We start from the raw sequence: 12,357 nt of genomic DNA, 5'->3' as shown, positions 1-12,357 counted from the left end.
GCAGGACGTGGTGATTGCGCGCGGAGGGCCGGCGAAACCGGCCCTCCCTCAAGGCTGCGTTGCTCAGAACTGGTAACGCAGGCGCAGGCCGTAACTGCGCGGGTCGTTCAGGAATCGGACGTTGATGCCGGAACCCACCAAGGCCTTCTGCGAGACGTCGTTGCCCAGCAGATTGTTGCCCCAGGCCTCCACGCGCCAGCTGCCGCTCAGTGAGGTGAAGCCGATGCCCGCGTTCAAGGTGGTCTCGCCCTTCTGGCGGTCAGGGAAGCCGGCCGCAGCGGCGCTTTCGGTGCGGTCATGGACCAGCTCACCACTGGCTGGATCCTGTCGGATGAATTCCACGTCCCGGTTGTTGTACTGGGTGAGGTAGAAGGCCGAGCGGTACGAGGCCAGCAGCTGCCAGTCGAAGGTGCCAAAGCGCAGCTCGGTCGTATGCTGCAGCCTCACGTTGAAGGTAAGCTTCGACGCCAGCGGCAGTTCGTTGCCGGACAGGTCGATCAGCGAGGTGGCACCACCGGCGTCGTAGTTCTGGCTGCGGACATCGGCGACGGTGCCGCGCTTGATCTCGCTGTCCATCCACAGCGCGTTGATGTTGACCATGAAATTGTGCGGGAAGCGCAAGGTGCTTTCCGCCTCCAGGCCGTACACCGCGGACTTGCCGACGTTGCGGTTGACCAGGGCATAGCCGGTGGCTTCACCGGTGGTCGGGTTGGTGGCGATCACCGCCAGGTCCTGGAACACCTGGTCACTGTAGTCGTAATAGAACCCGCTGACGTTGAAGGTCGAGGTGCGACCCAGCATCTGGAAGGTGTTCTTGCTGCCGATTTCGTAGGCAATGATCGATTCGGGCTTGAAGGTCTCAGGAATCTCCTTCGGATCAAACGTGTCGTTGAAGCCACCCGCCTTGTGGCCGGTCGACACCAGGCCGTACAGCAGGCTGTCGTCGCTCACGTCGTACTCGAAACCCGCGCGCCAGTCGGTAAAGCTGAACTTGCTCTTGCCGAACTGCTGGGCCGGAATCGCGCTGACCTGGGCCCAGCTCTGGTAGGGGCAATCGACGGTATCGCCACCGATGTCGGGGCGATCCACGCAGCCGAATGGGCCCCCATCGGGCACCGCGCCGATCTGTTGCAGCAAGGTGTCGTTGCGACCATGTCGCAGCACGCCCTGCAGCAGGAAGCGGGCCATCTCCGCCTGCGAGGTGATGTTGCTGACATCAAAGTTTGGGCGGCTCATGAAGGCGGGTTCGAAGCCGGGCGTACCGAGGCGCGTGGCAAAGTCCCCGCCCTGGCCGGGCAGGCCCAGCGACCAGTTGCCGCCAATGCCGTAACGCGACTTCTTCTCCTCGGAGTAGCGCAGGCCGCCCTTCAGGCGCAGGCGATCGTTGACGTCGAATGTGCCGTCGGCGAAAACTGCGGACGACTTGCCATTGACCTTGGGCATGGTGAACTCAGTGCCCGAATACCAGCGCCCTTTGTCCACCAGCGAGAGGTACCCCACCCGCTGGTCCTCGTTGAAGTGGAACAGGCCGGTGGTCCAGCGCAGCCGTTCGTCCTGGTCGGACGTGAACCGCAGCTCGTGTACCTGCGACTCCGACTCGGTCAGCCAATACTGCGTGGAGTAGTTGTCGTAGTCGATACCGCCCGGGTTGCTGGGTGATACCGGGTCGATGTTGCGGCCCGGCCAGAGGATGCCTTCGCTCTGCGCATTGGTCTGGCGGTAATCCACGTTGCGGTAGCTGCCGTTGTACTCCACCGCCACCTTGCCGAAGTCATAGGAAATGCTGGTCTGCGCCCCCCAGTTGGTGCTGTCGAGCTTGCCCTGGGCGCCTCGGTAGATGATCTTTCGCAGGTCGACATCGTCCGGCAGGTAGCCGGCCCTGGCGGCGGTGTAGACGTTGGCGCCGGGATAGCCCGTACCGCCTTCCTTGCCGATGTCGGCCATGGCGAAGATCGACAGCTTGTCATCCGGCTGGTAGAGGAACGACAGGCGTGCGCCGCGGTCGTCCTGCACGCCAGCCGGTTCCAGGTCCTGCGCGCGCCCAGCATTCTTGAACGGAGAGTCTTTCTCCACCTTGTAGCCCGCCACGCGGAAGGCTGCGCCACCCCCGATCGGGAGATTCAGGGCGAACTCGCCACCGCGATGGTCACGATTGCCGGCCTCGGCCTGAACGTACCCGCCAAACGCTTCCAGGTCGGGGCGCTTGGTGATGATGTTCAGCGTGCCGGCCAGCGCATTGCGGCCGCGCAGCGTGCCCTGCGGGCCCTTGTTGATTTCCACCCGCTCGACATCGTAGAACATGCCGCCCAGACCACGAGGTCGTGCAATGTAGGCCCCGTTGATGTGAGGCGCGGCGCCCGGATCACCCAGCTCGGTGTTGTTCGAAGAACCCACGCCGCGGATGAAGATCTCCAGGTTGCCTTCCTGGTTGGCCATGCTCATGCCCGGCACCAGCGCCTGGATGTTGCGTAGCTCATTGTTGATCCCCAGCGCACGCGTATCGTCCGCGGAAATTGCCTGGGCGGTACCTGCATATTTCTGCAGGTCCTGTTCCCGACGTTCGACAGTGACGATGACGGCGTCCAGCGTCGAGGCCTCCCGTGCCTCGCTGGTGGTGGTGGAACTGCTTTCCTTGGCTGATTGCGCCGCAACCGGCAGCGCCGCAGTGGCGGTGACGATGGCGGCAAGTACTGCCTGTGCGAGTGTGCTCTTCCTGAAATGGCCGGTCATAGGGTCCCTCTCTCCCCATTGATGATGTCTGGACGTTCCCGCGCCACGCGCCGGACGTGGGCTCTTGTAAGCGGCGCCTGACAACGCTGTCAATCAGAATGAACAATGGATGACCAGAAGCTCGGGAAATCAGGTAGTTGAGCGATCACCCGTGCCGCGTGGCACGGCGCATTTGCTGCAGTGCGAAACGAAATCGAGCGGTGATGCGCTCGACTTGCGCCTGTACCGGCCGGAACGGAACGCGCAGAACGCGGGCCGGCAGCAAGTGCCATCGGCTTCGCGTATTGCCTGGGGCTGCGGGGCCACGCAGGTGGTGTCGTGATGAGGCCATCACCAGGTCAGACATGACTTCAGGCACTCGGTGTTGACTACATCTGTAGTCAATGTGGGCAGGCGTTCACTGGAGGAGATGCGCATGAAAACGGCACGATGGTTGTCCAGCTTCGCGGCCTTGATGCTGGCCGTTCCTGTACTGGCCAGCACGACCACCACGGCCGACGCCGTCGCGACAATCGAACGCAACGCCCGCGCCGCGCATTCGGACGCGGTACTTGTCTGGAAGGATGGAAAAACACTGCTGGAGCCCCGGCCAGGGACGGGCGAAGAACCGGTTCACCTCATGTCAGCCACCAAATCGGTGGTGGCGCTGGCCATCGTACTTCTGCTGGACGAGGGAAAACTGGCCTCGCTCGACGAGCCGGTAAGCAACATCTTCGCCGAGTGGAAGCAGGGGCGGAAACGGGACATCACGGTACGCATGCTGCTGGACCATACCTCTGGGCTGCAGAACGTGGCCAACGCGGGGGAAGAGCTGGAAGTTGCGCCGGACCTGGTCAAGCTGGCGCTGGCTGCGGAGCTGAGCAGCGATCCAGGCGCCACGTTCTCCTACAACAACAAGGCTACCAATCTGCTGCCCGGCATTGTCGAGCGCCTGGCAGGGGAACGCATGGATGCCTACCTTGAGGCGCGTCTTTTCAAGCCGCTGGGCATTGTGCGGTATACGTGGTTGAAGGACGGTGCGGGCACGCCCTTGGGCATGGCCGGATTGTCGCTGAGCGCCCGTGATCTGGCGACCATCGGGCAGCTGCTGCTTGATGGCGGCGTCACCCCCGGGGGGACGCGCGTGTTGAGTGAGCGGTCGGTGGCGCTGCTGACGGAAGCAAGTGCCCGCTCGCCGGAGGTTGGTCTGCTGTGGTGGCGCATTCCAGCATGGGAGCGTTATGAGCTGAAAGGCCAGATCGCCGGCTTTCTGGCGCAGCATGAAGTCAGCGACCCCGTCCAGCAGGCCTTGCTGGCCACCGAGGGCAGGGCATTCGACAGCAAGAGCGCACTGATTGCGTACATGGCCGAGCGACTTGGGGCGGACTGGCCGCAGCACTATGGCAGAGAGATCACCGGTCGTGGACTGAAGCTCTCCGACATGTTCGACATCCAGCGCGGTCCAACCGTTGCCTACGCGGCAAACGGCTACCTCGGCCAGCACCTGGTCATCGTTCCGCAACAGCGGGTGGTTGCCGTGCGCCTCATCCACCGACGCGACAGCCATCGCGCTCCATTGGATGACTACGCGACGTTCCCGGCGGATGTACTCAACCTGGCCCAGGCGCTTCCGTGAAAGAAGGGGCCGGGCCTGCACCTGGATCCTCGTCCGTTGACGTCGGCGATGCTGATGCCTGCTTTGCCACCTTGGGCGTCGATCACCCGCAACATGCAGTCATGACGTGCCTCGCCCAGGGAAGGCGCGACTCCTGGAGCCTGGACGGGACGTTCAATGCCAGCATTGGCGTGAAGCTGGAGGGTGCCGACGACTGGCTGAACGCCCAGTTCGAGGCTTGACGAGCGGCTGAGTGGCAATCGGGCGGACGAAAACGGATTCTCCTACAGGCTCCAATCGACCCGCATGCCCGCAATCAGCGCGTTCGGCAGATCATGCTGGCGTGCGGGTTCGTTGAGCTGGTCCGGATGCACGATGTAGTGCAGGTTCGGTGCGACCCGAAGCTGCGGGGTGACCTGGATGCCATAGCTCAGTTCCATCATCACCTGGCTCCCGTGCGGGGTACCGCTGCCGCCCGCCGCGGCACGGGCGAGGCGCAGGTTCTCCAGCGCGATGCGACTGTACTTCTGCTGGGTCACGACGAAGGCGATGCTGTCCTGCGGTCGGCTGACGAACGTGCCTTTCTGCACCAGGCCGGCCTGCAGGAAGTGATCCTCGATCAACTGGCCGGAGGTGCCCTTGAGTGCGGCACCGAAGAGGATCAGGCCACGACCGCTGCCATCGCTGCTGAGCTGCTGCTCGAAGCGGGCGAATGCCCCGGAGCGACCGTGACGTTTCGCGTACTCCTGGCCACTGAGCAGCGCCGGCATGCCGTTGGCATCGCGCAGCGGGTCGTGGTAGTTCGAATTGTCCTGCCAGCCACCCAGTTCGTAGCGGGCCTTCAAGCGCGCCGACGCGGGGCTGCGCCAGCCGATCGTGTAGGGCACGACCCAGCCGGTGGCCTGGTTCGTGCTCCATTTCAGGCCGTGCTGGCCATCTTCGGCCTGGCTCGGGTCGACCTGGTACGCGCCCACGCGTACGTAGACATCCGGCGTCACCCATGCCGTGGCATCAGCCATCCAGCTCGATACCGGCCACCATGTGAAGCTGCTGGTGCGGAAGACATAGGTCGGGTTGCCGCAGGCCGAGTTGCCCTGGAAGTACTGGCACAACTCCGAACCGAGATGATGGATGTTGGCGACGCTTCGCCCTGCTTCCAGCACCAGTCGGTCGTTGAGCAGTTTCTGCTCGAGCGTCAGGTTGGCCAGGCGCATTCCCTGGCCACCGTAGATCTCCTGCACCGAGGTGCTGTTGCCCGTGCTGCTGTTGGCGAGATTGGTGCCGTGGCGATTGATGCCGTAGGCCTTGATCGTCGCACCACGCCAGCCAAGTGCAGCGTCCAGGTCGACATCGGCGCCGAACATCAGCTGGCCGGCATAGGCCGTGCCGCTGCGCTTGCCGCCGTCGAGCGTGGCGGCCGCCTCGCCGGTGTAGGCGAGCCTGGGAGTGAAGACGTCGCTCGCGTCTGCGGTGGCGGCCAGGGATGGCAGGGCAAGCGCGATCGCCATCGGCAACATGTGTCGGGAAGAGCGGGTCATGGGCGAGGGTCCTTGTGCAGGGCGTAGGTCGCTGCGCCCCTGCATGCGCAGGGGAGGTGGAAGGGGCTTGGCGATGCGGTGGATCAGGCCGGCGTGGTGACCGGCTTCTTGAGGATGCGCAACGCGACTGCAGTAACGGCCACGCCGGCCAGCAGTGCCAGCAGGTAGATGCCGAGGTGAGTGACTGCGTTCGGGATCGGCAGCACGAACACGCCACCGTGCGGCACCTTCAGCTCGACGCCAGCGGCCATCGAGATTGCACCTGCCACGGCAGAACCAAGAATCAGCGCCGGAATGGTGCGCAGCGGATCACGCGCCGCGTAGGGGATCGCGCCTTCGGTCACGAAACTGAGGCCAAGCACGCCGGCGGCACCGGCCGTGCCGCGCTCCTCGGCGGTGAAGCGGTTGCTGAACAGCCATGTCGCCAGTGCGATGCCCAGCGGCGGCGTCATGCCGCCGATCATCGTCGCCGCCATCGGCGTGTAGACCTGGCTGGAAATCAATGCAGTAGAGAACGCGTAGGACGCCTTGTTGACCGGCCCGCCCATGTCCACCGCCATCATTCCGCCCAGCAGGAGGCCAAGCAGGATCGCGCTGCCGCCCTGCATACCGCGCAGCCAGTCGGTCAGCCAGGCCAGCAGCCCGGCGACCGGCGTGCCGATCACGTACATCATCAACAGGCCGACCAGCAGCGTGCCGAGGACCGGCAGGATCAGCACCGGCTTGAGGCCTTCCAGGCTGCGCGGCAGGCGCAGCGCACGGTTGATCCAGTGCACGCCATAACCGGCGATGAAACCAGCCAGGATGCCGCCGATGAAGCCCGCATCCATGTTCACTGCCACCAGTCCGCCGATCATGCCGGGCGCAATGCCGGGGCGGTCGGCGATGGAGTAAGCGATGTACCCCGCCAGCGCGGGCACCATCAACATGAAGCCGGACTTGGCGCCGATCTGGAACAGCGACCAGGCCAGCGTGCCCTTGTGGGCATCGTCGAAGGCATAGATGCCGCCGAGCGCGAATGCCAGTGCGATCAGCAGGCCGCCGGCAGTGACGAACGGCAGCATGAACGACACGCCGGTCATCAGGTGCTTGTAGGGCCCGGAGGCCTTGGTCTTTTCGGTCGAGCGGCCCGTAGTCGCCGTACCTGCCTGCACGCCTGCCTCGGCCAGCGCCTTGCGGATCAGGTTCTGCCCATCGTTGATCGCCGGTTTGGTGCCGCTCTTGAACAGGCGTTTGCCAGCGAAGCGCGAGACGTCCACTTCGCGGTCTGCGGCGATCAGGACGAGGTCAGCAGCGGCGATTTCCTCGTCGCTCAAAGCGTCCTGCGCGCCGACCGAGCCCTGGGTTTCGACCCGGATTGCATGGCCCAGCGCCTTGGCGGCCTGTTGCAGCCCCTCCGCCGCCATGAAGGTGTGAGCAATGCCGGTGGGGCAGGAGGTAACGGCGACGATGCGCTTGCCGGCATTCGTACCGGCGTCGCTCGACAGTGCGGCTGCGAGCGGTGCGAGCGCCGCAATCGGGTCGTCCAGTACCTCGCCCAAGCTGGCATGCGCGATCTCAGCATTGGCGAAGCGCGCGATGTCCGCCTCACCATCACCCACCAGCAGCAGGTGCGTCGCGGCGGCGACGTTCGATGCAGGCAGTGCGCCGGTCACGCCCTGGTCGCTGCGGATCTCGATCATCAGCTCGAGCCCGCGCTGGCGGGCGGCGCGGCGCAGCGCTTCGGCGGCAAGAACCGCCTCGATGCTGCGCTCGCCAGCGGCGATGACTACGGTGAAAGCGTGCATGGGAACTCCTGGAATTCTTCGGGTTCGTCCTTGCCGAAGGCGCTGCGGTCGGCGTGAAGCTAGCCGCCGTGCCTCCGGCAGACGGGGTCAATCCAACCGCTCGATCAGTACATCGCCGGCCCATGCGCGTACCTGCGCCGGGTCCAGCCGTCGTGCATCACCGCTTTGCAGCCGGCTCATCGAGAACGCGGTCGCCAGCCGCGCGCAACCGGCCAGATCGAGGGAGGCCTCCAGCATCGCAGCTGCGATGCCGGCGACCATGGCGTCGCCCGCACCGACCGTGCTGCCCTGGGCCAGTCGCGGCGGTCGTGCAACCAAGGCGCCGCTGCGATCAATGAACAGCGCGCCATCGGTGCCCATCGAGATCGCTACGAGCGCAACCCCGCGTTCGACCAGGGCCTGGCCAGCAACGCGCAGAGCGCTGCGATCCGGCAGCTGCGTACCGGTCCAGGCCTCCAGCTCTTGGCGGTTGGGCTTGACCGCGCAGGGCAGTGCACGCGCGGTGTCGCCCAAGGCAGCGGCAAGCGCATCGCCACTGGTGTCCAGCAGCACGCGCGCACCGGCGGCGCCGGCCTGCGCCTGCAGTCGCGCCCATGCATCGGCCGGCAGTCCGGACGGCAGGCTCCCGGACAGCACCACAGGCAGGCCCGGCAGCAGCAGGGCACCGAGCCGGCGCGACACGGCGTCCAGATCGGCGCCGTCGAGTGCCAGGCCGGGCAGGTTGATGTCGGTGGTTTCGCCGGTGTCCTCGTCAACCAGCTTGATGTTGGTGCGGGTGCTGCCTGGAACACGCAGGCAGCCATCCACAATGCCGCGTGCCGAGAACAACGTACCGAACACACCGTCGTTGCCGCTACCGAGCACACCGAGTGCGGTGGTCGGCACGCCCCAGTCGGCCAGGCAGGCGGCCACGTTGATGCCCTTGCCACCCGCATCGTCGCGGCTGCTGCGCGCGCGGTGCACATGGCCCGGCCGCAGGCTGGCCAGCCGCACGGTCTGGTCGATCGCCGGGTTCAGGGTGACAGTGATGGCGCGGGATGTCATGCGCGCGCTCCATCAAGGGCGCGCACCTGCTCGGCGGTTTCGCAGTCCAGCGCGGCGTTGGCCAGCGCCTGCAGATCGGACAGTGCGGCGCTGCGCAGGCGTGCCTTCACCGACGGGATGTCGTTCGGGGTCATCGACAGCTCGTCCACGCCCAACCCCGCCAGCAGCATCGCACCAAACGGATCGCCGGCCAGGCCGCCGCAGACACCCACCCAGCGCCCCTGCGTGCGTGCACCGTCCACCGTGGCGCGGATCGCGCGCAGCACGGCCGGATGCAGGCTGTCGGCTTCCGCGGCCAGCTCTGGGTTCTGGCGGTCGATGGCCAGCACGTACTGTGTCAGGTCGTTGGTACCGATCGAGAAGAAGTCAGCGTGACGTGCCAGCACGTCGCTCTGGGCTGCGGCGGCCGGTACTTCGATCATGATGCCGATCGGCACGTCGGGTGCCTCGAGTTCAGTGCGCAGGCGCTCGCAGATGGCGCGCAGAGCGACCAGCTCGGGCACCGAGGTGATCATCGGAAACATGATGGACAGGCGTGCGCCGTCCTTGGCTGCGCGATAAAGCGCACGCAGTTGCGGCTCCAGAAGATCCGGGCGGCGCAGCAGCAGGCGCGCGCCGCGCACGCCGAGGAACGGGTTTTCCTCATGCGGCAGCTCCAGGTGGGCGACCTGCTTGTCGCCACCGATATCGAGCGCGCGCACGATCAACGGGCGGCCGTCCAGCGCTTTGGCCATCGCCATGTAGGTTGCGTACTGCTCTTCCTCGCTGGGCGTGCTGCCACGTTCGAGGAACAGGAATTCGGTGCGCATCAGGCCGACGCCTTCCGCGCCCTGTTCCAGCGCCAATGGCACCTGCTCCGGCAGGTTCACGTTGGCGCCGATGTCGATGCGATGGCCATCTGTGGTCTGCGCCGGCTGTGCACGGTGTGCGGCTTCGCGCGCGCGGATCTGCTGCTGCTCGGTGATCCAGGCGCGTGCCGAAGCAAGATCCGCGGCGGAGGGGGACAGGTAGAGCCGCCCGCTGCTGCCGTCGATGATCGCCTCGCGGCCGGCCTGGATCGCCAGCAGTTCGGGGCCACCGGCAACCAGCGCCGGCAGGCCGAGCGTGCGCGAGAGGATTGCGGTGTGCGACGTGGGGCCGCCCTGTGCCGTGGCGAGGCCAAGCACGCGGCGGGTGTCGAGATTGGCGGTATCCGAGGGCGACAGGTCGGCGGCAAGCAGGATGCACGGCTGCGCCGGCAGATCGGCCAGGCCGCCACCGGCCGCAGAGGGGTCAAGCTGCGCCAGTACGCGCCGACCCACATCGCGCAGGTCGGCAGCGCGCCCGGCCAGCACGGGATTGCCCAGCGCCGCCAGCCCGGAGGCGATCTGCTCGATGGCCTGGTGCCAGGACCATGCGACGCCATGGCCCTCAACCATCAGCTGGCAGGCACGGGTAATCAGGTCGGTGTCGTCAAGCAGCGCAGCCTGCGCCTTGAAGATCGCCGCATCCGAGGCGCCAAGGCGGCGCTGGGTGTCGTCCTGCAGCGCGGCCAGCTGCTGGCGCGTGCGGCTGAGCGCATCCTGCAGGCGTGCGCCGCCCTCGCCAAGCGGGGCAGGGCGATCGGCAACGTCGGCCTGCGCGCTGGCCAGTACATGCACCGGGCCGATGGCCAGCCCGGGGCTGGCGCCGATGCCGACGATCGCCGCCTGCGCTTCGGGCGGATTCCAGCCCGCGACCGGCGCCGCTTTTCGCTGTGCTGCACGCTCCGCATCGGCCTTTTCCTGCGCCACCAGCCCGTCCATGGCCTTGCGCAGTGCGGCCAGCAGTGCAGGGGCGTCGGCGCCTTCGGCAGAAACACTCACGACATCGCCCTCGCGAAGCCCGAGCTGCAGCAGTGCTACCAGGCTCTTGGCATCGGCTGCCTGATCGCCCGCGCGCACCTGGGCGCGGGCCGTGAAACCCCGCGCCGTCTCGGCCCAGCGCGTGGCCGGACGCGCGTGCAGTCCGCTGGGGTAAGCAATGGTCCAGTCGAAACGCTCGGCCAGGTCCGCCACCGGCACGTGAGTGGCAGACACTGCGACATCACTGGCCAGCGCATTGACGATTTCGCTTGCATCGGGGGTGGTGAACAACCGCTGCAGCGCGGCCTCGTCCTGGATCAGACGGGTCAGCCTGCGCAGCAGGGTGATGTGGGTATCGGACTGGGCAGCAATGCCAACCACAAGGCGGGTGACCTGGCCCGGGTTCCATTCCACGCCTTCCGGCAACTGCAGCACCGCAATGCCGTCGTGGCGTACCAGATGGCGGTCCTCGCCGAGCCCATGCGGAATCGCCACGCCATGGCCGAGGAAGGTGTTCGCCAGCGCTTCGCGGCGTCCCATGCTGGCCTCGTAGCCCGGCGCCACGCAGCCGGCTGCGACCAGCATCTGGGCCACCTGGGCGATCGCGTCGGTCTTGTCCTGGGCCCGGGCGTCGAGGCGGATCAGCTCCCGGCTGACGGGGGAGGGGGAGGTCGGGGGCGACAAGGCGGGCTCCGTAAAGGGGTGGCTGGGATGTATTGGGAACGTTCCCAGTCGGTATTTCAATGTGCACTGCACAAAAAGCCAATAGTCCTTTGGCGTTAGCATTGTCCTGAACGGCCATAGCGCCATGAAAAACCCACGTTTCCGGGAACGTTTCCAATGAGCATCAGCATCAACGACGTCGCACGCGTGGCGGGGGTATCCAAATCCACGGTGTCACGGGTGCTCGGGGGCGGCCCAGTCAGCGAGGACGTCCGCGGCAGGGTCGAGCTGGCGATCCGCCAGACCGGCTATCGCCCCAACCTGCAGGCCCGGCGGCTGCGCTCGCGGCACACCGGCATCATCGGCCTGATCGTCGCGGACATCCGCAACCCGTTCTTCACCGCGCTGATCCGCGCGGTGGAGGAGGTGGCCTATCGCGAAGGATTGCGCGTGACTCTCTGCAACACCGACGAGGACCCGGAGCGGGAGGCGCTGTATCTGCAACTGATGCACGAAGAGCGCATCAGTGGCTTGATCTTCGCGCCTACCCGGACCACGGTGGGCCGGCTCGAGCGGCTCACGCTGGACTATCCGACCGTGCTGGTGGACCGCGCTGCGCCCGGCGGGTCGATCGACAGCGTGGTACTCGACAATCCGGCGGCGATGGCAGGCCTGGTCGAACATCTGGTCGAACGCGGCTATCGCCGTATCGGCGGAGTGTTCGGCAGCACCAGTACCACGGCGGCCGAGCGTCGTGACGGTTATCTGGCTGCGATGCGCATCCATGGATTGGAGCCTGACTACCGGGAGGTTGAACCCACGGCCGAAGCTGCCATCGCGACAGTCGAGCAGTGGCTCGCTGGGCCATCGCGCCCCGAGGCCCTGGTCACCAGCAACAGCCTGCTGCTGATGGGTGCGTTGAAAGCCGCCCGCAGCGCTGGGCTGGCGATTCCCGAGGCGTTGGCGCTGGCCGGCTTCGACAACGAGCGCTGGACCGAGCTGGTCGAGCCGGGCATCACAGTGATCGAGCAACCTGTTGAGGAGATGGGGCGGGCCGCGATGTCGATGCTGCTTGAACGCCTGCGCACGCCAGCGCTGCCTGTGCGCCGACTGGTGATGACGGGTCGGTGCGTGGCCAGAGGGTCGACGGCTGCGCGATAGCTCGACGCCCCGTTGCG

General features: G+C 66.4%; 7 protein-coding genes. 2 read left to right on the top strand and 5 right to left on the bottom strand.

Annotated features, from left to right (window positions below; all coding sequences use genetic code 11):
- Positions 1 to 63: 63 nt before the first annotated feature.
- Complete coding sequence (locus QP512_RS10450) at positions 64 to 2,730, bottom strand: TonB-dependent receptor (protein ID WP_286068408.1); 2,667 nt, start codon at positions 2,728 to 2,730, stop codon at positions 64 to 66.
- Positions 2,731 to 3,145: 415 nt separating this feature from the next.
- Here QP512_RS10450 and QP512_RS10445 point away from each other — a divergent pair, with 415 nt between their 5' ends.
- Entirely contained in the window at positions 3,146 to 4,345 is a 1,200-nt protein-coding gene (locus QP512_RS10445) for a serine hydrolase domain-containing protein (RefSeq protein WP_286068407.1), read from the top strand.
- Between the two features lie 263 nt (positions 4,346 to 4,608).
- Here QP512_RS10445 and QP512_RS10440 read toward each other — a convergent pair whose 3' ends face one another.
- The 4 genes from QP512_RS10440 to ptsP all read right to left on the bottom strand — a co-directional run bounded on the left by QP512_RS10440 (position 4,609) and on the right by ptsP (position 11,200).
- Positions 4,609 to 5,862 (bottom strand): carbohydrate porin, encoded by a 1,254-nt coding sequence (locus QP512_RS10440; protein ID WP_286068406.1) that lies wholly within the window; start codon positions 5,860 to 5,862, stop codon positions 4,609 to 4,611.
- An 83-nt stretch (positions 5,863 to 5,945) separates the two neighbouring features.
- Positions 5,946 to 7,649, bottom strand: a complete 1,704-nt coding sequence (locus QP512_RS10435; RefSeq protein ID WP_286068405.1) for a fructose-specific PTS transporter subunit EIIC — start codon at positions 7,647 to 7,649, stop codon at positions 5,946 to 5,948.
- A gap of 87 nt (positions 7,650 to 7,736) precedes the next feature.
- On the bottom strand, positions 7,737 to 8,693 hold the full coding sequence (locus tag QP512_RS10430) for a 1-phosphofructokinase family hexose kinase (protein ID WP_286068404.1): 957 nt from the start codon (positions 8,691 to 8,693) through the stop codon (positions 7,737 to 7,739).
- On the bottom strand, positions 8,690 to 11,200 hold the full coding sequence (gene ptsP / locus QP512_RS10425; RefSeq protein ID WP_286068403.1) for a phosphoenolpyruvate--protein phosphotransferase: 2,511 nt from the start codon (positions 11,198 to 11,200) through the stop codon (positions 8,690 to 8,692). Before ptsP ends, QP512_RS10430 begins: the two co-directional genes overlap by 4 nt.
- A 156-nt stretch (positions 11,201 to 11,356) precedes the next feature.
- Between ptsP and QP512_RS10420 the strand changes: the two genes are divergently transcribed.
- On the top strand, positions 11,357 to 12,340 hold the full coding sequence (locus QP512_RS10420) for a LacI family DNA-binding transcriptional regulator (RefSeq protein ID WP_286068401.1): 984 nt from the start codon (positions 11,357 to 11,359) through the stop codon (positions 12,338 to 12,340).
- The last annotated feature ends 17 nt before the right edge of the window (positions 12,341 to 12,357 follow it).

It is taken from the genome of Stenotrophomonas sp. 57, assembly GCF_030291075.1.
Classification (GTDB): Bacteria; Pseudomonadota; Gammaproteobacteria; order Xanthomonadales; family Xanthomonadaceae; genus Stenotrophomonas.
This window is presented reverse-complemented; position numbering and strand designations above follow the sequence as displayed.